The following is a 20946-nucleotide window of genomic DNA, read 5'->3' on the forward strand; positions in this document are numbered from 1 at the left end:
GATGAACCAACATACAAACCCCGACCGCGAGGCGCGCAACATTCTGGTTGCCAATGATCGCGGCGGCTACACCATCCCGACCGAAGGGCTTTACCCCTATCAATGGAATTGGGACAGCGCGATTGCGGCGCTTGGTTTTGCCGAGTTCGACATTGATCGAGCCTGGGTGGAACTTGAAACACTGTTCTCGGGCCAGTGGGATGATGGAATGGTGCCGCATATCCTGTTCCACAAACAGGATGACGGATATTACCCCGGCCCGGATGTCTGGGGTGGCCACGGGCCGATCCCGTCCTCTGGCATCATTCAGCCCCCGGTGGCTGCAACTGTGGCGCGGAAGATCTGGGAAAAAGATGGCGATGCAGGCGCGGACCGCGTTCGCGCGCTCTTCCCATCTCTGCTGGCGTGGCATCGCTGGATCATGAAATGGCGACTCGACGAACACGGCGCGGTCTGCACCACGCATCCGTGGGAAGCTGGTCGCGACAATGCACCGGACTGGGACAAAGCAATGGAGGGCGTAGATCCCACAGGTGTCGGAGACTACCAGCGTCGTGACACAAGCCACGTCAACAGTGCAGACCGACCGACCAAATACGACTATGACCGCTATATCAAATTGGTTCAGATCGGCTGTCAGGCCGACTGGGATCAACAGAAGTTGCTGAGCCTGAATCACTTCCGAGTCGCAGATCCGACGATGACATTTATCACTCTGCGCGCCGCACGCGATCTGCAGGAGATCAGCGAAAGGCTTGGAATTGCTGCGGATGAACTAAGTAGCGACATTCAAAGGCTCGAAGCGGGCGCGCGATCTTTGTGGAACGAAACGCTGAGCTCGTTCGACTCGCGTGATGCGCTGACTGGTGATTGGGCCGGAAGCATCTCTAACGCGTCGTATCTTTGCTGGTTTGGGGGACTTGACTCACAGCACATGCTGGAGCGCCTGCGGGCGACGCTTGCAAAAGTACCCTTTCCAGTTCCCAGCTATGACCCCGCGATGCCCAACTTCGACCAACGCAGGTACTGGAGGGGTCCCACTTGGGGTTTCATGAATATGCTGATCGGGTTTGGATTAGCGGATATGGGGCACCTCGAAGAAGCCGAGGCACTGCGCCAGAAAACGTCGCAGCTGATCGCAACAAACGGCTTCGCTGAATACTACGATCCTCTGACCGGCAGCCCTGCCGGAGGGAATTCATTCACCTGGACAGCCGCGGTTTGGCTGCATTGGGCAGGGAGGAACTAATGGGCAGCATCGAACTAAAATCCGTCGAAAAGTGGTTTGGCTCGGCCCAGGTCATCAAAGGCGTTGACCTAATGATTGATGAAGGTGAATTCATCGTCTTCGTCGGTCCATCGGGCTGTGGAAAATCCACCCTGCTTCGCATGATCGGTGGGCTTGAAGATATCTCGCGCGGATCGCTACTAATCAACGGCAATGATGTCACGGATCACCCACCCTCCAAGCGGGGTCTGACGATGGTGTTCCAGTCCTATGCGCTTTATCCCCACCTGACGGTCGCCGAAAATATGGGGTTCTCACTTAAGGTCGCGGGTGTTCCGAAGGCCGAGATAGCAGAGCAGGTCAATAAAGCCGCCGAGGTTCTCAAGCTGGGACCTTTTCTGGAACGTCGCCCCAAGGACCTGTCCGGTGGACAGCGGCAGCGCGTTGCAATTGGTCGTTCTATCGTGCGCGACCCGACGGCGTTTCTGTTCGATGAACCGCTCTCGAATCTTGATGCAGCGCTTCGTGTCGAAATGCGTTACGAAATCGCGAAACTTCATCAGAACCTAAAGCGCACAATGATCTACGTGACGCACGATCAGGTTGAAGCGATGACATTGGCCGACCGCATCGTCGTGCTTGAGTACGGCAAGATCGCGCAAGTCGGCACACCCCGCGAACTTTACGAACGCCCTGCCAATCTGTTTGTCGCACAGTTCATTGGCAGCCCCAAAATGAACATATTGCCGTGCACGACTCAGAACGATGGCTACACTCTGGAACATGGCAGAGGCGGCGACTTCGCGCGCTCGGGTGTAGCAAGCAAACTCGGCATTCGCCCCGAACACATCGATGTTGTATCATCGGGCGATGGGCAATGTGATGGCATCATCGAGGTGATTGAGTATCTGGGGGCAGATACCTTCCTGATCGTGGATTGCGGCGCCGAAGAGAAGGTTACCGTGCGCCTGAATGGGGACACCGCTCTAAAGCCTGGGGCAAAGATCGGCCTGCATTTTCCCACCGACAAACTTCATTTCTTTGACGAGAATGGGCAGGCATTGGTAGAGCAATGAACGTTGCTTCCTATCAGTTGAGGTTAAACAGTTCTGCTGATCGGGTCTGAGTTTCACCACTGATTATTCTTTGGCGGTGGGGCGAAATAGAGAACACGCATAGCGCTTGCTTGGATGCCAACGGATGGCGGGGGCCTCTGAACTCACGTGATCATCGTCCGGTGTGTCACATGGATTGAATGACCGCTGCTGGGTTTGGGCCCTTGTTCAGCGTCTCGTAAGACTTGCAGAAACACTGAAACTAGAAAGCCCCCGCCAATGGCGGGGGCTTTTACTTAGATTGTGTAAGCTAAATTAACGGCAGTTCAGTGGCACTGCAAAACCCGAACTGCGCTCGGACGAACCTTTGCGGTATACATCACCCGCGGGCAAGCATCCGGTAAAGCGTTCCGTTTGAGCGCCAAAGGCCGAGCCCACCGATGTATCAACTTTGGTGGAGTTGTTTTCCGTACGCAGGACGCCGAACAACTGACCGTTTACACTGACATTGCTCAGGTACAGATTGGTATCACTGCCAGTGAGCTGAACTGAATTCGCATCTGAGCGACCGCCATTATCGATTGCGACACCCGCGATCTTTTCAAGCTCGGCTTTGTCCGATGTAACCTGGACCGTTGGTAGCTTGGCCAGTTCCGCCGGGATGTTGGTTTCTGGCGGCAAAAAGGCTACGGCGCCTTTCACATCCGACACTGTGCGCGGTTCACCATCAATCCCGGTGAAACCAACACCTTCGCGGTTAAAGGGGTCTTCGCAGGCTGACAATGTCAGAACAGCAAGAGCGGGCAACAAGATTTTTTTCATGGCGGTCAACATTTTGGAAAGGGTTGCTGAAGCGTAGCGGCAGGGGATTAGAAAAAGCAAGCCGCTGAGATTCAGAACACCCAAACCTCTGATGCGCCCCTGCAACGCCCCTGCTTGGTTTACGCCTACTAAGAGATACCCCAAAACAATACAAAAAAGGACCCTGCATGGCAGAGTCCTTCTTCAAAAAGTATGTCAGAGGGCAGATTACTTGATCTTGCCTTCTTTGTACTCGACATGCTTCCGAGCGACCGGATCGTATTTACGAATGGTCATTTTCTCGGTCATGGTGCGCGCGTTCTTCTTGGTCACGTAGAAGTGGCCCGTGCCCGCGGTCGAGTTCAGACGGATCTTGATTGTCGTCGGCTTCGCCATGGTTATCTCCTGCGTCCGAAAAGGCAGGGGCCTTTCGGTTGAATCCTTATGAGCGTGCGCTTTTAACCGCTCATGCGCCCAAGTCAACCGGATTCGCCGCGTTAGGGGAACAATTCCTGACACGGCTTCAAGAGCAGTCGATTTGGAGCGCTCACGATTCTGTGATAGTGTCGCCGGAACCTTCGAAGCCCGTTTTGCGGACTTAGGTAATACCGGGCCGGATGTAAATTCCGGCGGACAACACCGCTCACAACTATAGCAACGCCCGGCTGTCTATTTGGCCGGGTCTTTTCCGGTTTGCGCGCAATCCTGCACGCGACACGGCCAAGGAGTCGGCCGCTTTTAGCGCTCCGAATAAACTGCAACCAAGGGAGAGAAATATGCCTGTTTTCATTACCTATGCGTCTTATTCGCAAGATGGGGTCAAAGGAATGTTGGCAAAACCGGAAGATCGCACCGGTCCCGTCAAGGCCTTGCTTGAGAAAGCAGGCGGCAGACTGATCTCATTTTATATAACCACCGGAGGCAATGATGTCGTCGTTATCAGCGAACTGCCTGAAGGCAGTGATGCTGTGGCAATTGGCATGGCCGTCGCGGGCACGGGTGCGGTTTCGAGGATCGAGACCGTTCGCGCATGGTCGGCGCAGGAATTTGTTGCCGTCGCCGAAAAAGCTGCAGCACTTGGCGGCACCTACACACCTCCGGGCGGTTAACAGGAGATGCGCGGAGGGCCTGTAAGCCGGATCCTGTTCCAGGGTTGCCCCCTTCGATGACCATTCCTCTAGGCCGTGCATTGCTGCGCGGCTCGAGCTGCCAACCCGGTCCCTCTCGGCCAAGGCGTACCTAGCGGCGGTATCGGTTTGCACCGACCGGCCCGCGCGGGGACCCTATTCGGCATTGCTCCCGGTGGGGCTTGCCGTGCCGCCACTGTTGCCAGCGGCGCGGTGGGCTCTTACCCCACCGTTTCACCCTTGCCACACATGTGTGGCGGTCTGATTTCTGTGGCGCTTTCCGTCGGGTTTCCCCGCCCGGGCGTTACCCGGCACCGTTGCCTTGTGGAGTCCGGACTTTCCTCTCGGGCCTAAAGACCCCAGCGGCCATCCGGCCCTCCGCGCGTGAGTTGGGTAGGCTCTGTGCGTGATGGCGTCAAGAGGGGTTGGGGTGGTGAAGGGGCCAGCCCCTTCTTGGCCTACGGCCAATTCATCCCCGAGATATTTTTGGCCAGATGAAGGGCGGATCAGGTCGATTTTGGGAGCGGACAGAGGGCTATGAGATCATCGAGGTGCAAGGGGCCTGAGGCCCACGGGCGATAGCGCAGGCGTGTGGAATTTAGGAGCGTCTTCTCGTCGCTTGTCGCTGTGTAGCCCCGGTTCTGCGCCAGCTCGCGGAAGTTGACGTTCGGTTCGAGGGCAGTACCACGCCGAGCGGCAAGGCGCTGGTGTTCCAGCCTTTGCCAGTCGAACCGAGGGCCGGGGTCGGACTTGCGGCCCGGTGCCATGTCGGAATGCCCGATCACACCCTCAGGCGCGATGGTCCAACGCTGCATGAGTTCGGGCAAAAGCTGTTCCAATACACGCATTTGGGGTTCGGCAAACGGGTGATCTCCGCCATTGTCCAGCTCGATCCCGATCGAGCGGGAGTTTATGTCGGCTTGCCCTTGCCACTCCCCTGCCCCGGCGTGCCAAGCGCGATCTTCCTCTCGGACAAGCTGCCAGAGCGCACCGTCGCGACCGATCAGGTAGTGGGCGGAGACCTCGGGACCCGGATCGCAAAGACGTTCAAGCGCGGCAGCAGCGCTCTCCATTGCAGTGTAGTGCAGCACGATCAGCTTGGGTGACAGCCCATCCCGGCGGGGGCCGAAATTGGGCGATGGGTGCCAGATGGGGGAGAGCTTAGTTGTTGACGGCACTGCGGAACGGGCTGGGGTCCCAGCCGCAGGCGTAACCGTCGCCGTCCGGATCCAGCCCTTTGCGGTCACGCTGGGGGCCTCCATTCGACAGAAACTCAATCTGCGCCTGATCAGGTGAGGCGAACTGAGCGCAGTTGCGCTGTGCCTTGGCCTGCAGGTTAAATCCCGCTCGGCTGTACAACTGGGTACCGATGGGGTTCGAAGTGCTCAGGGCGTATTGCACGATATTGGGTTGCCCGTCAGAGCCACGCTCGGGCACGGCAGTAGGGGCGACGACCTCGTAAGACTGCCGATTCTGTTCGATACGAGCAGCGTCGGCATCGATACTGCGACGGTTCGAGACAGCCTCAAAATCCTGCTCATCAGAGATACTTGGGTTGTTTGTTGCAGTCAGAGGCGCGACGCGCGTCTCTTGACCCGACGTATTCGCCAAGGCAATGGCTGTCTGGTTGGCGATGTCAGTGGCGTCGCCTGTCGGCGCGGCACCAACAGCCCCCTGCGCCGAGAGCGGCTGTTCGGAAACCGCCTCGGGTGGCGCAAGCGGATTACCGGCCAGACCCTGCCCGGCCAGTTCGGCCTCGCGCTGCGCCTGATATTCCGGCGTATTGAAACCGGTACCCGAAACAGGGGTAACGGTATCACATGCCGCGATCAGCCCAAGGGCCGGGATCAGAAGCAATTTGCGCATTTGACTGCTCCGGTTCTTTATTGCCGTGTCAGGATTGAGGATTACCACCATTTTCCGGGCTTGGCCACAAACCCAGCCGCGCTCTCTAGCGCGTAGGCGGTGTTGAGCAGATCGCCTTCCTCCCACGGACGGCCGATCAGCTGCAGACCCAACGGAAGGCCCTGTTTGTCCAGACCAGCAGGAACCGAAATACCGGGCAGGCCAGCGAGGTTCACTGTCACGGTGAACACATCGTTCAGGTACATCTGAACAGGATCAGCCTCGGTCATCTCGCCCAGACCGAACGAGGCCGACGGCGTTGCCGGGGTCAGGATCGCATCAACGCCTGCAGCAAAGACATCTTCGAAGTCCTTCTTGATCAGGGTACGGACCTTGCGGGCGCGGTTGTAGTAGGCGTCATAGAAGCCTGCAGACAGCACGTAGGTGCCGATCATCACCCGGCGCTGGACCTCATGGCCGAAGCCTTCGGCGCGGGTCTTTTCGTACATCTCGGTGATGCCATCGCCTTGAGCCAACTGCGCTCGGCGGCCATACCGGACACCGTCATAGCGGGCGAGGTTCGACGACGCCTCGGCAGGAGCAATCACGTAATAGGCAGGCAGCGCGTATTTGGTATGCGGCAGCGAGATATCTACGATTTCGGCGCCTGCGTCTTTCAGCATAGCGGTGCCATCGGCCCAAAGCTTTTCAATCTCGGCAGGCATGCCGTCCATGCGGTATTCCTTGGGGATACCGATTTTCTTGCCTTTGATATCGCCGGTCAGCATCGCCTCGAAATTTGGCACGGCCAGCTCGGCGCTGGTGGAATCCTTGGGGTCATGACCGCACATGGTTTCCAGCATGATCGCTGCGTCACGGACGTTCTTGGTCATCGGTCCAGCCTGATCCAACGAAGACGCAAAGGCCACGATACCCCAACGCGAGCAACGGCCATAGGTTGGCTTGATGCCGGTGATGCCGACAAAAGCAGCAGGCTGGCGGATCGAACCGCCGGTATCGGTACCGGTCGCGGCCAGACACAGGTCAGCCGAGACAGCCGAGGCTGAGCCACCGGACGAGCCGCCGGGTGTCAGCTGTGCATCGTCATTGCCGCGCCGCCACGGGCTGACCGCATTGCCGTAAACGGATGTTTCATTAGACGAACCCATCGCGAACTCGTCCATGTTCAGCTTGCCCAGCATCACAGCACCAGCATCCGCCAATTGTTGCGACACGGTGGATTCGTATTCGGGCTTGAACCCCTCGAGAATATTCGAGGCCGCTTGCGAGGGCACGCCCTTAGTGCAAAACAGGTCCTTGATGCCGATCGGCAGACCGCACATCGAAGGCGCGTCGCCGCCTTTGATCCGCTCATCCGCCGCCTTGGCGCGCTCCAACGCGATCTCGGGCGTCTTGTGGACAAACGCGTTCAGCGCGTCGGCGTCGTCAATGGCCTTGAGGCAGGCCTCGGTCAGTTCGACCGAGGTCACTTCTTTGGCACGCAGCGCATCGCGGGCCTCGGCCAGGCCCAGTTTGTTCAGTTCGCTCATGACTTACTCCACAACTTTTGGAACAGCGAAGAACCCTTCGCGCGCATCGGGGGCGTTGGATAGGACCTTGTCCTGCTGGTTTCCATCGGTGACCACGTCCTGACGACGCTTCAGGCGCATCGGCTCGACCGAGACCATCGGCTCGACGCCTTCGACATCCACTTCGTTCAGTTGCTCGATAAACCCGAGGATATTGTTGAACTCGGACGCCAGCGCAGGCAGCGCATCATCCTCGACCTTGATCCGGGCCAGTTTGGCCACCTTGGCGGCGGTGCTTTGGTCAATCGACATCGGAAACCCTCATCTACGTTAGGGGGCGTTTACCTGCCTGCCGCAACACTCGCAAGAGCGACAGGCGGCAGACGCGGATTCAGACCCAATATCGCCAGCTGCCATGCATATTTGAATGGCTGATATGCAAATAAGTAAACCGATTAGTTCAGTTTTGCCATTGAAAAAATGAACCGAACAGTTCACCTCAATATCGTGACGCAACGAGAAATCGGAGACACCTCATGAAAACCCTTCTTCCCGCCTTCATATTGTCCGCTCTGGTTCTGACCTCGCCCGCCCTGGCTTTGGGTATCGATATGAACAATCTGACCCGAAACCTTAGCTTCCCCGCGCCTGTTTCGGAGCCCGTGACGAGGGACCACACCCAGGCAGGCAAATAACCCTGACCTGCGCGCCGGATCGGTATGCCCCCTCCCGATCCGGCGCTTTTTACAATTGACTGCTGCACCCATTCCAACAACTCGTTAGCATGGTCTTGGACCAAACGCCGAACCACCCGTCAGGTGCAGTTCAGGCGAGCTAACGGAGCAGAGAATGAGCACACGCAAGCAAACCGTTCTGGACGCAATTGACGCAGCAAATGCGCAAGACCCTAATATGGAGGACGGCCAGCCGGTCGAGCTGCTTTATGGCCAACGCATGAGCACCGAGCTGGATCGGCTATTTCCCGATGCGTCGGATGCTTTACAGATCGCCGCACGTGGTCAGCATGTCGAACGCTGGAAGCTAAAGCGCACTGAATACCCCGAAGGACGTGCAGGGTATCTGGCCTGGAGGAAGGCGCAAGGCGTATATCACGCTGACGTTGTGCAAGGTTTCATGGAACAGGCTGAATATAGTGCGGACGATATAGAAGCCGTCGGGCAAATGCTGCGCAAACAGGGGATCAAGCGCAATGCCGAGGTACAGGCGCTTGAGGACGTGATCTGTTTCGTTTTTCTGAAATGGTACTTTGAACCTTTTGCCGCCAAGCACTCCGCCGAAAAAATCCAGCGCATCGTTGAAAAAACGGCTTTCAAGATGTCAGCCGAAGGCCGCGCGCGCGTATTGGCTGAATTTGATCTGCCCGAGGCTTTGGCTGCTGCGTTCAGGGACTAACCAATCAGGATGATGCTTCGGTGGTTCTGATCAATGTCCTGATCCTGCAGCCACCGCAGCTCCGGCAGGTGGATTTCGGATCGCCCGCAGATAAACCTCAATCATCCAGCCCAGCATAACTGCATTCAGAATGTGCCACATAAAATGCGTCCCCGTTGGCAGATACCCGCAAATTGGAGTGTCCAGTGATCGAAAGGTGATCGAGGTGATCAGGACAGTTGCTCCTATTGTCAGCCCACACGCAGTGTCCGGGGCTTTCCGGCGCAACAGGACCGCATAAATCAGAATCAATAGAGGAACTGGGGCGTATGCCGCCGAGCCACCAAGCCCAGGCACCAACTGGAATAGCGGGATCGTCAGCGCCACGTATGGAAAGAACAGCGCGGTCAAACCCAGCGCGTATCTGTTGCTCAGCCGCCAGACATCGCGATTCACTGCGTAGATGTAAACGAGGATGTACAGCAGAATTGGCGTCACATCCAAGATCGCCGCCCAAACCTGCGCATGGGTATGGAACAGATAGCTGCCAATTCCGATCATCGCCAATATGACAACCAAAGCCATCGCCAAAGGTGCGCCCCGCCCGCGCGCCCTTTGCCACATCACAAATGCAGCAATAAGAAAGGCCGCATTGGTAATCGCGTTTATCGGCTCGGCCCAATACGCGGGTGAGAGCCTCTCACAATATCCATCAACATACTGCGTCCAATCCATAGATTTTTACATAGCCGATGCTAGGCTAACTCCAAGCGGAAAATGGGAGGATTCTCTATGGATATCATTTGGCTGGGACATGGCAGCTTTCGCATCGAAACAGCAGGACAAGTTCTATTGATCGATCCCTGGCTGACGGGCAACCCGTCTTTGCCCGAAGATCAGCATGACGCAGCCGTTGCGGGCGCGACGCATATCCTGCTGACTCATACTCATTTCGATCATGTCGTCGATGTGCTGCCGCTGGCCAAACATCTAAACGTGCCCGTGGTCGGGCAATACGACCTGATGGGCTACTGGGCCGAGGCTGAAGGTATTGAAACGGTCGGATTCAACAAGGGTGGCACTGTTGACCTAAACGGTGTCAAATTAACGATGGTGCCTGCGTCGCACAGCTCGACCTTCTCGACGCCTGATGGTCTTCGCACGGGTGGAACCGAGGTCGGCTATATGATCGCGTCCGAGGACTGTATGCTCTATTTCTCTGGCGATACCGACATTATGGCCGACATGGAGTGGATGGGTGATTATTACAAACCCGATATCGGCATCCTTTCGGCAGGCGGCCACTTTACCATGGACATGAAGGGCACTGCCTATGCTGCCAAGCGGTATTTCAATTTCAAGACAGTGATCCCGTGCCATTACAAGACCTTTCCGATTCTCGCGCAATCGGCTCAGGAATTGGCTGACGGGTTACCCGGTGTCGATGTAATCGAGCCCGAGGTCATGCAGGCGATTTCTCTCTGATGCCCGCGTCGGATTTCAGCGCGCAGGAATACGCTGACCGCATTCACAAGACCCGTTCTGCGATGGATCAACAGGGTATCGAGACCTTGTTGATCACGGACCCATCGAACATGGCGTGGCTCACCGGTTATGACGGTTGGAGCTTTTACGTACCGCAGATGGTCATCCTGCCCGCCAGCGGATCGCCCCTTTGGTGGGGCAGAACGCAGGACAAGGCGGGGGCTGCGCAGACCACCTGGCTGGACCAGATGGACCTGCTGGACTGGCCCGAAGAGCATGTGCAACACCCGGACCACCATCCGGTCGACGCGCTCGTCCTTGCGTTGCGGGATCGCGGCTGGACCTCTGGTATCGGCGTGGAGATGGATAACTATTATTACTCAGCCGCCAGTCACCGCATCCTCGAACGCGCCTTCGGTGCATTGATTGACGCCACAGGGCTTGTGAATTGGAAGCGCGCCGTAAAAAGCGATGCCGAGATCGCAATGATGCGCAAGGCGGGTCAGCTGACCGCACATATGCACGGAGTTCTGCGTGACGCATATCGCGAAGGATTGCCCAAAAACCAACTTGTCGCCGAAGTGCAGGCGGCAGGCATCGCCGGACTGCCCGGCCTAGCCGGAGATTACCCTGCTATCGTGCCGATTGCACCCTCCGGTCGTGAGGCTTCTGCCTCGCACATTACTTGGAACGACCGACCTCTGGCGCGGGATGAGGCGACCTATTTCGAAATCTCCGGCTGCTATCGACGCTATCACTGCCCCGCCAGTCGCAGCCTGTTTCTGGGTGATCCCCCGGATGATATCCGCCGGGCCGAAGCCGCCGTTCTAACCGCTATCGACGACACAATGACCGCCGCACGCCCTGGCATCACCTGCGAAGAGGTCGCGGCTTGTGTCTATGACAGTTTCGCCCGCGCGGGGTATGTCAAAGCCAACCGCACCGGCTATCCCATCGGGCTCAGCTATCCGCCCGACTGGGGCGAGCGCACCATGAGCCTGCGACCCGGTGACACGACGGAATTGCAAGAGAATATGACCTTTCACCTAATGCCCGGCCTCTGGACCCCAGACTGGGGACTGGCGATTACCGAAAGCTTTGTGGTGACGTCAGATGGGGGCAAGCCCCTGGCTGATATCTCACGTGAAATGGTCGTAAAAACTTAACCGCGCTGCGCCGCGAAGAAGCGTTTCAGCAGCGCGGCAGCCTCTTCGGCGGCAATGCCGTCATAGACCTCGGGTCGATGGTGGGCCTGTGGGTGTGAAAACACGCGCGCGCCATGCGCGACACCGCCAGATTTCGGATCGGAAGCGCCGTAGTAGATGCGCCGGATGCGGGCTGCGGCCAGCGCTGCGGCGCACATGGCACAAGGCTCAAGGGTTACGTAAAGGTCATGATCGGGTAAACGCTCGGACCCGGCCGCGGCACATGCGGCGCGCAGAGCCAGAATCTCAGCATGGGCAGTGGGGTCATTCAACTCGCGGGTGCGGTTCCCATCTGCGGCCACCACCTGCCCGTCGGGCGCGACGATCACCGCGCCGACCGGCACTTCACCTCGGTCTGCTGCCGCCTGTGCCTGTTCCAGCGCCTGTTTCATGTGGGATCTGAACTTCATGCCTCTGACTGCCTCAGAAACCCGTCTTTCGCAAGCCGCCGGGATGGGTTATGGCCGGAGGATGACCAATACCCCTCCTCCCGGCGACCGGATCGCCAAAGTGCTGGCCCGCGCCGGTGTCGCCTCGCGCCGCGAAGCTGAACGCATGATCGAAGCCGGACGTGTGACCGTGAATGGCAAGGCGATCAACAGCCCTGCGCTGAACGTAACCGCCAAGGACAGGATTACCGTCGATGGTAAACCAGTATCCGAGCCCGAGCCATCACGCCTGTGGCTCTATCACAAGCCACCGGGACTGGTGACGACGGCGCGTGACGAAAAAGGCCGCAAGACGATTTTTGACGACCTGCCCGAGGATATGCCCCGGGTCATGAGCGTCGGGCGACTCGATCTGAACTCGGAAGGATTGCTGCTGCTGACTAATGATGGCGGCATCAAGCGCAAGCTGGAACTGCCCTCAACTGGATGGCTACGCAAATACCGGGTGCGGGTAAATGGACGCCCCAAAGACGAAGATTTCGAACCGCTGCGCAAAGGCCTGGTAATCGATGGTGAGCGGTTTCAGCCCATGACCGTGACACTGGACCGGCAACAGGGCGCGAACGCTTGGCTGACCATCGGCCTGCGCGAAGGCAAAAATCGCGAAATCCGCCGCGCTATCGAAGATATCGGTTATGTGGTGAACAGGCTTTTGCGGGTTTCTTACGGCCCATTCCAACTGGGCAACCTGAAACCCGGCGAGGTTGAAGAAATCCGCCGCCGTGTCATGCGCGACCAACTGGGGCTGGATGCTGAGGATAGCGGAATACCCCCGGCCAAACGCCATGCTCGACCGCAGCGCAAAAGACCAGCAATCGGCAAGAAACCTCGCAAGTGACGCGGGTTATTCAACCTTCCCCCTAGCGCCAAGCCCTCGTATCGCCTAAATTTTCCCTGATGGTCACAGTTGGGGGGCGCCATGTCCGGGACCGGAGTACAAAAATTGGCCTATGCGGCCCTGTTGGTGCTGTTGTTCGGCGTCTGCACCGGTCTGTTGGGGGGCCTGTAGCGAAATGGCCAAACGGTACGGCGGCAAATTCAGCCCAGAAGGCGATGTTTCCTCGCAGGATCAGCCATCGCGTGGCCAATTCGATGGTGCCCGTGTCGAACCGGCAGGTGCACGCGCGAACATCCTGTTTGTCCCGGCGATACCACTGGTGTTTCTGTCTCTGAACGATGGCGCGATCGGAATGACCATAGGCCTGGTTGCGGCAGGGCTACTGACCGCTGCCGCGTTTCTGCTGCGCGAAGGTTTAAGGGCCGAATCCGCTTACAACGCCCGCCGCACCGCACGCAGACCTGCGTTTCCCCGCAAGATATTTTCCAGCGTTCTGACCGGTTTGGGGGCGGCGCTAGCCTCATACCGGACCGAATTTCTGGACGCCGAAACAGCATCACAGGTAAGCCTGCTGGCCCCCATCCTGTTTGGCGCCGCTGCAACGGTTCTACATTCGGTTTCCTTCGGCCTCGACCCAATGAAGGACAAAGGAATGGAGGGTGTCGACACCTTCCAGCAGGACCGTGTCGCACGCGTGGTCGAGGACGCCGAAACCCATCTGACCCAAATGACAGATGCAATAAAACGCGCAGGTGACCGCCGGATCGAAGCGCGGGTCGAACGCTTTCAGGATACAGCCCGCGATCTGTTTCGCACGGTCGAGGAAGACCCGCGCGATCTGGCTAGTGCCCGAAAATACCTGACGGTTTATTTGCAGGGCGCGCGCGATGCGACGGTGAAGTTTTCGGACGTCTATGCACGGACGCGTGATGCGCAGGCGCTGGCGGACTATTCGGCGTTGCTGGACGATCTTGAACAGAATTTCGCGGCGCGGACGCGAAAGATGCTATTGGATGACCGCAGTGATCTGACGGTTGAAATTGATGTGCTGCGCGACAGGCTGCAGCGCGAAGGCGTCCGGTTGGACTGACCGGCTTTTATGTAAGCGAGGATTACCCCATGTCCGATGAGATCAAGAACAAGGCAGTCGAGGCTGAAACGCTGGTGCAGGAAGTCACCGCCGTCGCTCTCCCCGAGCCGCAGGCCGAGATTGTCCCGCTGGAAGAGGCCGACGAACCGGTTGGTGCCGAGATCCGCAAGCGGATGGGCGAGATCGACATGGGCGACACAAACTCGATCGTGTCCTTTGGGTCTTCAGCACAGGCAGAATTGCAAGAGATCAGTCAGGCGATGCTGGCCGATGTCCGCAACAAGGATGTGGGCCCGGCGGGTGACAGCCTTCGCAACATCGTAACAACGATCCGCGGATTCTCAGTCAGCGAACTGGATGTACGTCGCGAGCGTAGCTGGTGGGAAAAACTACTGGGCCGCGCCGCGCCCTTTGCCAAGTTCACAGCGCAGTATGAAGACGTTCAAAGCCAGATCGACCGGATCACTGATGATCTTCTGGGGCATGAGCATACACTGCTGAAAGATATCAAGTCTTTGGATCTGCTGTACGAAAAAACGCTGGAGTTCTACGACGAACTCGCACTGTACATCGCAGCGGGAGAGGAGAAGCTGACCGAGCTGGACAGCCACGACATTCCTGAAAAAGAGGCCGAGGTTCAGGCCGCGCCCGAAGACCAACAGGTGATGAAAGCGCAGGAATTGCGCGACTTGCGTGCCGCGCGCGATGATCTGGAACGCCGGGTCCACGACCTGAAGCTTACCCGTCAGGTGACGATGCAATCGCTGCCCTCCATCCGTCTGGTGCAGGAAAATGACAAGTCACTGGTGACCAAGATCAACTCGACCCTCGTCAACACAGTACCGCTCTGGGAAACCCAGCTGGCACAAGCTGTCACCATACAGCGCAGTGCCGAGGCCGCCGCTGCCGTACGTGATGCCAATGATCTGACCAATGAATTGCTGACCTCGAACGCCGCCAACTTGCGCGAATCCAACAAAATGATCCGCGAAGAGATGGAGCGTGGCGTCTTCGATATCGAAGCCGTCAAACAAGCCAATGCAGACCTGATCGGCACCATCAACGAAAGCCTCGCCATTGCAGACGAAGGCAAGGCCAAACGCGCCGCAGCCGAGGAAGAACTGAAGAAGATGGAGGCCGAATTGCGCGACACGCTCGCCTCGGCCAAGGCGCGACAGGACGGGATCGGCGACAATGCCGGAACGGCTGTTCCCGGATAATGGAAACAGCGGGCGTGCGGCCATTTCATCGCGCTAAGATTGCAGTATTGGGCTTGTCGCTGCTGGCATTTGCTGGCTGCGATGAGGCATTGACGACGACGATCGCTCCTGAACCTCAACCTGCCCAGCCGCAAGGCCTGAGCAATGCATATCAAGCGCCCTCACCAGCGAGCCTTGATCTCGCGCGATACTATGAAAGCGTACAAAATAACCTGCTGACGCGCGGGTTGCTGAGAACCGATGGCGGTGGCCCTGATACGCCCTATGATGCCGATGATCTGGCTCGGAACTTTGAGACCATAGCGTTTTATAATGAATATCCGGGGCAAGCCGTTGCCAGCGGCAGCAGTCGCACCAGCCGACAGCTTAGTCGCTGGTCGTCGCCGGTTCGCATAAAGCCCGAGTTTGGTCCATCGGTTGCACCTGAAGTCCGCCAGCAAGAGGCCGCCCGAATTGACGCCTACGCCAACCGCTTGTCGCGGCTCACTGGACACCCGGTCTCAACCACCACCCGGAATGCAAATTTCCACGTCTTCGTGGCGGGTGAAGATGATACCGCTTATGTGCAAGCCCGGCTGCGACAACTGATCCCGGGCATAGGGCAGGCACAACTTGACCTCTTCGACAAACTGCCACGCTCTTTCTATTGCTTTGTATTCGCTTCGGCGTCGAACAGCGCGCCACAGACATATACCCGGGCTGTTGCCCTGATCCGGGCGGAACATCCCGATCTGGTGCGCCTGAGTTGCGTCCACGAAGAGATCGCTCAGGGATTGGGGCTGCCGAATGACAGCCCGTCTGCCCGGCCATCAATCTTCAACGATGACGACGAGTTCGCCCTGCTCACAAGCCATGATGAAAAACTACTAACCATTCTATACGACCCGCGCCTCAAGCCTGGCATGACAGCTGACGAAGCGCGGCCAGTGGTCCGTATCATTGCACGCGAATTGATGGGGCAGTCGCTCTGACCCCGAAGACAGGAGAAATCCAATGGGAATTTTTGATTTTCTGACCGGTGAATTCATAGATGTCATCCACTGGGTCGACGATACGCGCGACACCATGGTCTGGCGGTTCGAGCGTGAAGGACACGAGATCAAATACGGCGCCAAGCTGACCGTGCGCGAAGGTCAAGCGGCGGTCTTTGTGCATGAGGGGCAGTTGGCGGATGTCTTCACCCCAGGTCTCTACATGCTTGAGACAAACAACATGCCGATCATGACGACGCTGCAGCATTGGGATCACGGCTTTCAGTCTCCGTTCAAGTCTGAAATTTACTTCGTTAACACGACCCGGTTCAATGACCTGAAATGGGGCACCAAGAACCCGATCATGCTGCGCGATCCCGAGTTTGGACCAACACGCATCCGGGCCTTCGGCACCTATACGGTGCGGGTCAAGGACCCGGCGAAATTCCTGGTCGAAATCGTCGGTACCGATGGTGAATTCACCATGGACGAGATCAGCTTTCAGATCAGAAACATCATCGTGCAGGAATTCAGCCGCGTCATCGCAGGCTCGGGCATTCCAGTTCTCGATATGGCGGCGAACACGGCCGATCTGGGCAAACTGATTGCCGCCGAGGTGTCACCGGTGCTGGACGGATATGGTTTGAGCATGCCCGAGTTCTACATCGAGAACATCTCGCTGCCACCAGCGGTCGAGGCCGCGCTGGACAAACGCACATCGATGGGGTTGGCGGGCGATCTGGGCAAGTTCACGCAGTATTCCGCAGCCGAAGCGATGACTGCGGCAGCCAACAACCCTGGCCAGGGTGGCGGCCTGGGCGCGGGTCTTGGCATGGGAATGGGCATGGCGATGGCGCAGCAGATGTCGAACATGGCAGCGGGTCAGCCGAGCGGCCCTTGGGGCGGTTCCGCTCCCGCTGCCCCGCAGGCCTCGGCGCCTGCGGCACCGCCACCCCCGCCACCCGTCGAGCATGTATGGCATATCGCAGTGGATGGTCAGACCAGCGGGCCGTTTTCCAAGGCCAAGATGGGCCGAATGGCGACCGATGGTGAGATAACGCGCGAGACCCACGTTTGGACCGCCGGACAGGACGGTTGGAAGAAGGCAGGCGACGTGCAGGAACTGGCACAGCTGTTCACGATCCTGCCTCCGCCGCCTCCGGGCGCGTGATCTGACATTTGGTAACCTGATTTCGAGGTTCTGTCATGGCGAAAGACGAACACCGTTTCCCCTGCGACCAATGCGGGGCGGATTATCGGTTCAATCCCGGTGACGGAACGCTGACCTGCGATCATTGTGGCAACACCAGAACGATCGGTGCTGGCCCATGGGGTGGTGCGAGTCTGCGAGAGCTGGATTTCGACGCCGCCATCGCGGATCGCTTGCCTGACAGCGAGATTGAAGAAACCCGTGTTCTGACTTGTCCAAACTGCGCGGCTCAGGTTGAGTTTGATCCGAACACCCATGCTGCGGAGTGCCCGTTCTGTGCCACTCCGGTAGTGACCGATACAGGCGTTAGCCGCCATATCAAACCCCGCGGAGTGTTGCCCTTTGCACTGGATGAACGCTCGGCCCACAAGGCAATGGGGGATTGGCTGGGCCGACTGTGGTTTGCACCCAACGGGTTGAAGGAATACGCTCGAAAGGGACGCAAGATGCAGGGCATTTATGTCCCGTATTGGACCTTCGACGCTGATACCAAGTCGAGCTATCGTGGGGAACGCGGTGTGGTGTATTACGAAACTCGCACTGTGATGCGCGATGGAAAGCGCGTGCAGCAACAGGTTCCCAAAGTGCGCTGGACGCCAAAATCCGGACGGGTTGCACGGTTCTTTGACGATGTTCTGGTGTTGGCATCACAATCGCTGCCCAAATCCTATACCGATGCGCTGGAGCCATGGGACCTGCCTGCGCTTGAGCCATACCAGCCGGAATATCTGGCCGGTTTCCGCGCCGAGGCTTACACGGTCGAACTGCGAGAAGGTTATCAAGAGGCCCGCGCACATATGGCACGGGTGATCGAGCGTGACGTGCGGTTCGATATCGGAGGCGATCGTCAGCGCATTCACGCTGTCGACACCGAAGTGCGCGATGTTACATTCAAACACATCCTCCTGCCGGTTTGGATGGCGGCCTATAAATACCGCGGCCAGACCTATCGTTTTGTGGTCAATGGCCGGACCGGCCGCGTTCAGGGCGAGCGTCCCTGGTCCGCAATCAAGATTACGATCGCCGTGGTTCTGGGCCTTCTCGTTGCGGCCGGCGTCGGGTATCTGGTGGCAACTGGACAGCAATAAAGCTGATAAGCAGAGCACGCTCATGGAACCTACTCCTCGGCATGCCTGAAAGGAGATGTTGAATTGCACCTTGACGCTCTGAACGCGCTCTTGGCCGATCGTTTTTCTTGCCGTGCCTTTCGCACGGACCTGGTGCCGCGCGAACAGATTGAACAGATCGTCGCCAGTGCTGCGCGTGTTCCAAGCTGGTGCAACGCGCAACCCTGGCAGGTCGTCATCACCAGCGGGGCCGAGACAGACCAGTTTCGGGACGCGTTGCAACACGAAGCTTCGCACGTTGCGCCTGCTCCGGACCTACCCTTTCCAACCGGCTATTCCGGTGTTTATCAAGAGCGCCGTCGCGCCTGTGGCTGGGCCCTCTACAAAGCGGTTGGTATCGAAAAAGGTGATCGCAGGGCCTCGGCGCAACAGATGATGGAAAACTACGCTCTGTTCGGCGCCCCACATTGCGCCATACTGTCCAGCCCGGCTGAACTGGGCCCTTACGGCGCGATGGATTGTGGTGGCTTCGTGACCGCATTTTCACTGGCGGCGCAGGCCGTGGGTGTTGCTTGTATCCCGCAGGCAGCGGTAGCGGCCCATGGCGCATTTCTTCACCGTTATTTCGGGATATCAGAAGATCGCTTGATTCTGTGCGCGATTTCGTTCGGATATGCGGATATGGATCACCCGGCGAACGCGTTCAGAACGGAACGTGCCGCGCTGGATGAAGTGATCGATTGGCACGAATAGCAATAGAATACAGGACCTGCAGATGCGCGCCTTACTTCAAAGAATTTCCAGTGCCTCGGTCAAAGTCGATGGAACAGTGATCGGGCGATCGGGCCCCGGATTGATGATTCTGGTTTGTGCGATGCAGGGGGATGGAGAGACACAAACTGATCAATTGGCTGAAAAGATCGCAAAGCTTCGTATCTTCAAGGACGACGCGGGAAAGATGAACCGGTCGATATTGGATATTGAGGGCTCGGCCCTGGTGGTCAGCCAGTTCACCTTGGCAGCTGACACATCGCGTGGAAACAGGCCTGGGTTTTCCAAGGCCGCCCCGGCGGCTGAGGGCGAACACCTCTACGAGGCGTTTGTACACAACCTTTCATCGCGGGGCATTCCGGTTGAGACAGGTGCGTTCGGAGCTGACATGGCGGTAGAGTTGGTCAATGACGGACCAGTCACAATTTGGATGGAAAGCTGATGCAGAGTTCGCAACAGGCACAGGACATTTGGCGCGCAGGTGTGGCGGCGGTTGATGGATATCGCGCAACGCTGGAGGCCACTCAGGCGATCGAAGCCCCAGATCAGATATTGGCCGTTGGAAAAGCCGCAGGTGCCATGGCCCGTGCCGCCGTCGAACGGTTTGGCCCAATGCCCACTCTGGTGGTTACCAAGGATGGCCATGGCCACGACCTGCCTGAGCATATTGTGGTGATTGAAGCTGCACACCCGGTTCCCGATGCCCGCAGTCTGAAGGGTGGGCAGGCATTGCGCGAAACGGTTGAGGCGATGAAACCCGACAGCAAACTGCTTCTGCTAGTTTCGGGAGGGGCTTCTTCGCTTGCCGAGGACCTCGTGGCCGGTACGACATTGGATGATCTTGAGGCCCTCAACCAAAGACTGCTGAGTGAAGGTCTCGACATCGGTGCAATGAACACGGAACGGCGCAAGCTGTCCCGGATCAAGGGTGGCGGTTTGTTGTCGGCATTCTCAGGGAAAAGTGTGACCGTTCTGGCGATCTCGGACGTCCCGGGTGATGATCTGGGTGTTATTGGCTCCGGTATCGGATCGTCGCCTGAAGAACCGGAGTTTTCTGCCCACACCGCGATAATCGCATCAAACGCACACGCGCGCGACGCCGCAGCATTTGCGGCTGAGAACTCAGGCATCAAGGTCCTCGACAACGAAGAAGCGATGCACGATGACTATCTCTCGGTTGCAGCTAAATTAGGAGATCGGCTGCGAAATATGCCCAAGGGCGCCATGGTATTTGGCGGCGAACCAACCGTGGTCCTACCTGATGCGCCAGGGCGTGGTGGGCGCAATCAGGCCCTTGCTCTGGCACTCGCGCGCGAAATCGCAGGGCAATCTGATTTGACCGTCATCGTCGGAGGAACAGATGGCACCGACGGGCCAACAGATGCAGCAGGCGCCATCGTTACCGGTGACACTTGGTCCGATAAGGCGCAAGCGTATCTGGACAATGCAGATAGCGGCAGTTTCCTCGACAAGGCGGGGGCGCTGTTGGTCACTGGACCCACAGGAACAAACGTAATGGATCTGATTGTTGCAATAAAAAACTGATCCTAGACCCTGACTCCGCCCATCCGAAAAAACCACCAGATAGAATCACTTAAAGGCCGGAATGGCGTTTGATCTGTGGAACGAAAGTTCATGCTAAACTGACCAGGCAACTATCGGA

At 57.9% G+C, this 20946-nt stretch carries 24 protein-coding genes and 1 other RNA gene; 16 read left to right on the top strand and 9 right to left on the bottom strand.

The genetic code is table 11. The features are described from left to right. The first annotated feature begins 1 nt into the window (after position 1). On the top strand, positions 2-1249 hold the full coding sequence (locus tag I5192_RS10540) for a hypothetical protein (protein WP_370644300.1): 1248 nt from the start codon (positions 2-4) through the stop codon (positions 1247-1249). After that, positions 1249-2304 carry an ABC transporter ATP-binding protein gene (locus I5192_RS10545; RefSeq protein ID WP_170392212.1) on the top strand — a complete coding sequence of 352 codons (1056 nt, stop codon included), beginning with the start codon at positions 1249-1251 and terminating at the stop codon, positions 2302-2304. The genes I5192_RS10540 and I5192_RS10545 overlap by 1 nt, the downstream gene beginning before the upstream one ends. A gap of 294 nt (positions 2305-2598) precedes the next feature. On the opposite strand, the gene I5192_RS10550 is transcribed toward I5192_RS10545, so the two are convergent. Both I5192_RS10550 and rpmG read right to left on the bottom strand, forming a co-directional pair. Beyond that, positions 2599-3105, bottom strand: coding sequence for a membrane lipoprotein lipid attachment site-containing protein (locus tag I5192_RS10550; protein WP_170392214.1), 507 nt, complete (start codon positions 3103-3105; stop codon positions 2599-2601). A gap of 207 nt (positions 3106-3312) precedes the next feature. Further along, positions 3313-3480 (bottom strand): 50S ribosomal protein L33, encoded by a 168-nt coding sequence (gene rpmG / locus I5192_RS10555; RefSeq protein ID WP_010441901.1) that lies wholly within the window; start codon positions 3478-3480, stop codon positions 3313-3315. Positions 3481-3860: 380 nt separating this feature from the next. On the opposite strand from rpmG, the gene I5192_RS10560 reads away from it, so the two are divergent. After that, positions 3861-4193, top strand: coding sequence for a GYD domain-containing protein (locus tag I5192_RS10560; protein ID WP_170392216.1), 333 nt, complete (start codon positions 3861-3863; stop codon positions 4191-4193). 6 nt (positions 4194-4199) lie between these two features. On the opposite strand, the gene rnpB is transcribed toward I5192_RS10560, so the two are convergent. From rnpB to gatC, 5 genes are all read right to left on the bottom strand, one after another. Next, positions 4200-4593, bottom strand: an RNA gene (gene rnpB, locus I5192_RS10565) — RNase P RNA component class A. A 124-nt stretch (positions 4594-4717) separates the two neighbouring features. Further along, positions 4718-5389, bottom strand: coding sequence for an N-acetylmuramoyl-L-alanine amidase (locus I5192_RS10570; protein WP_255611736.1), 672 nt, complete (start codon positions 5387-5389; stop codon positions 4718-4720). Further along, positions 5373-6077, bottom strand: coding sequence for a hypothetical protein (locus I5192_RS10575; RefSeq protein ID WP_170420712.1), 705 nt, complete (start codon positions 6075-6077; stop codon positions 5373-5375). Before I5192_RS10575 ends, I5192_RS10570 begins: the two co-directional genes overlap by 17 nt. A 41-nt stretch (positions 6078-6118) precedes the next feature. Continuing rightward, positions 6119-7606, bottom strand: a complete 1488-nt coding sequence (gene gatA / locus I5192_RS10580) for an Asp-tRNA(Asn)/Glu-tRNA(Gln) amidotransferase subunit GatA (protein ID WP_223116811.1) — start codon at positions 7604-7606, stop codon at positions 6119-6121. Between the two features lie 3 nt (positions 7607-7609). Beyond that, entirely contained in the window at positions 7610-7897 is a 288-nt protein-coding gene (gene gatC, locus I5192_RS10585; protein WP_170392224.1) for an Asp-tRNA(Asn)/Glu-tRNA(Gln) amidotransferase subunit GatC, read from the bottom strand. A gap of 224 nt (positions 7898-8121) precedes the next feature. Here gatC and I5192_RS10590 point away from each other — a divergent pair, with 224 nt between their 5' ends. Beyond that, positions 8122-8280, top strand: coding sequence for a hypothetical protein (locus tag I5192_RS10590; protein ID WP_170401611.1), 159 nt, complete (start codon positions 8122-8124; stop codon positions 8278-8280). Positions 8281-8434: 154 nt separating this feature from the next. After that, positions 8435-8998: a DUF4202 domain-containing protein gene (locus I5192_RS10595; RefSeq protein WP_223116812.1), complete on the top strand. Its 564-nt coding sequence runs from the start codon at positions 8435-8437 to the stop codon at positions 8996-8998. A 30-nt stretch (positions 8999-9028) separates the two neighbouring features. On the opposite strand, the gene I5192_RS10600 is transcribed toward I5192_RS10595, so the two are convergent. Further along, positions 9029-9712: a ceramidase domain-containing protein gene (locus I5192_RS10600; protein WP_223116813.1), complete on the bottom strand. Its 684-nt coding sequence runs from the start codon at positions 9710-9712 to the stop codon at positions 9029-9031. A 57-nt stretch (positions 9713-9769) separates the two neighbouring features. On the opposite strand from I5192_RS10600, the gene I5192_RS10605 reads away from it, so the two are divergent. Both I5192_RS10605 and I5192_RS10610 read left to right on the top strand, forming a co-directional pair. Next, positions 9770-10462, top strand: a complete 693-nt coding sequence (locus I5192_RS10605; protein ID WP_223116814.1) for a metal-dependent hydrolase — start codon at positions 9770-9772, stop codon at positions 10460-10462. Next, entirely contained in the window at positions 10462-11628 is a 1167-nt protein-coding gene (locus tag I5192_RS10610; protein WP_223116815.1) for a M24 family metallopeptidase, read from the top strand. Before I5192_RS10605 ends, I5192_RS10610 begins: the two co-directional genes overlap by 1 nt. Here I5192_RS10610 and I5192_RS10615 read toward each other — a convergent pair. Then, entirely contained in the window at positions 11625-12077 is a 453-nt protein-coding gene (locus tag I5192_RS10615) for a nucleoside deaminase (RefSeq protein ID WP_170420696.1), read from the bottom strand. The two genes, I5192_RS10610 and I5192_RS10615, sit on opposite strands and share 4 nt — an antisense overlap. Here I5192_RS10615 and I5192_RS10620 point away from each other — a divergent pair. The 9 genes from I5192_RS10620 to I5192_RS10660 all read left to right on the top strand — a co-directional run bounded on the left by I5192_RS10620 (position 12058) and on the right by I5192_RS10660 (position 20828). Continuing rightward, entirely contained in the window at positions 12058-12954 is an 897-nt protein-coding gene (locus tag I5192_RS10620) for a pseudouridine synthase (protein WP_255611739.1), read from the top strand. The genes I5192_RS10615 and I5192_RS10620 overlap by 20 nt on opposite strands. A gap of 175 nt (positions 12955-13129) precedes the next feature. Continuing rightward, positions 13130-14044 carry a 5-bromo-4-chloroindolyl phosphate hydrolysis family protein gene (locus I5192_RS10625; protein ID WP_223116816.1) on the top strand — a complete coding sequence of 305 codons (915 nt, stop codon included), beginning with the start codon at positions 13130-13132 and terminating at the stop codon, positions 14042-14044. 29 nt (positions 14045-14073) lie between these two features. Beyond that, positions 14074-15264, top strand: coding sequence for a toxic anion resistance protein (locus I5192_RS10630; protein WP_170392243.1), 1191 nt, complete (start codon positions 14074-14076; stop codon positions 15262-15264). Next, positions 15264-16235 (top strand): DUF2927 domain-containing protein, encoded by a 972-nt coding sequence (locus I5192_RS10635; RefSeq protein ID WP_170609448.1) that lies wholly within the window; start codon positions 15264-15266, stop codon positions 16233-16235. Before I5192_RS10630 ends, I5192_RS10635 begins: the two co-directional genes overlap by 1 nt. Positions 16236-16257: 22 nt before the next feature. Continuing rightward, positions 16258-17406, top strand: a complete 1149-nt coding sequence (locus I5192_RS10640; protein ID WP_223116817.1) for an SPFH domain-containing protein — start codon at positions 16258-16260, stop codon at positions 17404-17406. A gap of 35 nt (positions 17407-17441) precedes the next feature. Further along, positions 17442-18533 (top strand): TFIIB-type zinc finger domain-containing protein, encoded by a 1092-nt coding sequence (locus I5192_RS10645; protein WP_170392249.1) that lies wholly within the window; start codon positions 17442-17444, stop codon positions 18531-18533. 63 nt (positions 18534-18596) lie between these two features. After that, positions 18597-19265 carry a nitroreductase gene (locus I5192_RS10650; RefSeq protein ID WP_223116818.1) on the top strand — a complete coding sequence of 223 codons (669 nt, stop codon included), beginning with the start codon at positions 18597-18599 and terminating at the stop codon, positions 19263-19265. A 22-nt stretch (positions 19266-19287) separates the two neighbouring features. Continuing rightward, entirely contained in the window at positions 19288-19725 is a 438-nt protein-coding gene (gene dtd / locus I5192_RS10655; protein WP_170392253.1) for a D-aminoacyl-tRNA deacylase, read from the top strand. Beyond that, on the top strand, positions 19725-20828 hold the full coding sequence (locus tag I5192_RS10660; RefSeq protein WP_170392255.1) for a glycerate kinase: 1104 nt from the start codon (positions 19725-19727) through the stop codon (positions 20826-20828). The genes dtd and I5192_RS10660 overlap by 1 nt, the downstream gene beginning before the upstream one ends. The last annotated feature ends 118 nt before the right edge of the window (positions 20829-20946 follow it).

It is taken from the genome of Ruegeria sp. SCSIO 43209 (assembly GCF_019904295.1).
GTDB lineage: Bacteria > Pseudomonadota > Alphaproteobacteria > Rhodobacterales > Rhodobacteraceae > Ruegeria.

Coding starts and splice junctions, on each gene's coding strand:
- I5192_RS10540 (WP_370644300.1), top strand. CDS start 2: ATGAACCAACATACAAACCCCGACCGCGAGGCGCGCAACATTCTGGTT.
- I5192_RS10545 (WP_170392212.1), top strand. CDS start 1,249: ATGGGCAGCATCGAACTAAAATCCGTCGAAAAGTGGTTTGGCTCGGCC.
- I5192_RS10550 (WP_170392214.1), bottom strand. CDS start 3,105: ATGAAAAAAATCTTGTTGCCCGCTCTTGCTGTTCTGACATTGTCAGCC.
- rpmG (WP_010441901.1), bottom strand. CDS start 3,480: ATGGCGAAGCCGACGACAATCAAGATCCGTCTGAACTCGACCGCGGGC.
- I5192_RS10560 (WP_170392216.1), top strand. CDS start 3,861: ATGCCTGTTTTCATTACCTATGCGTCTTATTCGCAAGATGGGGTCAAA.
- I5192_RS10575 (WP_170420712.1), bottom strand. CDS start 6,077: ATGCGCAAATTGCTTCTGATCCCGGCCCTTGGGCTGATCGCGGCATGT.
- gatA (WP_223116811.1), bottom strand. CDS start 7,606: ATGAGCGAACTGAACAAACTGGGCCTGGCCGAGGCCCGCGATGCGCTG.
- gatC (WP_170392224.1), bottom strand. CDS start 7,897: ATGTCGATTGACCAAAGCACCGCCGCCAAGGTGGCCAAACTGGCCCGG.
- I5192_RS10590 (WP_170401611.1), top strand. CDS start 8,122: ATGAAAACCCTTCTTCCCGCCTTCATATTGTCCGCTCTGGTTCTGACC.
- I5192_RS10595 (WP_223116812.1), top strand. CDS start 8,435: ATGAGCACACGCAAGCAAACCGTTCTGGACGCAATTGACGCAGCAAAT.
- I5192_RS10600 (WP_223116813.1), bottom strand. CDS start 9,712: ATGGATTGGACGCAGTATGTTGATGGATATTGTGAGAGGCTCTCACCC.
- I5192_RS10605 (WP_223116814.1), top strand. CDS start 9,770: ATGGATATCATTTGGCTGGGACATGGCAGCTTTCGCATCGAAACAGCA.
- I5192_RS10610 (WP_223116815.1), top strand. CDS start 10,462: ATGCCCGCGTCGGATTTCAGCGCGCAGGAATACGCTGACCGCATTCAC.
- I5192_RS10620 (WP_255611739.1), top strand. CDS start 12,058: ATGTGGGATCTGAACTTCATGCCTCTGACTGCCTCAGAAACCCGTCTT.
- I5192_RS10615 (WP_170420696.1), bottom strand. CDS start 12,077: ATGAAGTTCAGATCCCACATGAAACAGGCGCTGGAACAGGCACAGGCG.
- I5192_RS10625 (WP_223116816.1), top strand. CDS start 13,130: ATGGCCAAACGGTACGGCGGCAAATTCAGCCCAGAAGGCGATGTTTCC.
- I5192_RS10630 (WP_170392243.1), top strand. CDS start 14,074: ATGTCCGATGAGATCAAGAACAAGGCAGTCGAGGCTGAAACGCTGGTG.
- I5192_RS10635 (WP_170609448.1), top strand. CDS start 15,264: ATGGAAACAGCGGGCGTGCGGCCATTTCATCGCGCTAAGATTGCAGTA.
- I5192_RS10640 (WP_223116817.1), top strand. CDS start 16,258: ATGGGAATTTTTGATTTTCTGACCGGTGAATTCATAGATGTCATCCAC.
- I5192_RS10645 (WP_170392249.1), top strand. CDS start 17,442: ATGGCGAAAGACGAACACCGTTTCCCCTGCGACCAATGCGGGGCGGAT.
- dtd (WP_170392253.1), top strand. CDS start 19,288: ATGCGCGCCTTACTTCAAAGAATTTCCAGTGCCTCGGTCAAAGTCGAT.
- I5192_RS10660 (WP_170392255.1), top strand. CDS start 19,725: ATGCAGAGTTCGCAACAGGCACAGGACATTTGGCGCGCAGGTGTGGCG.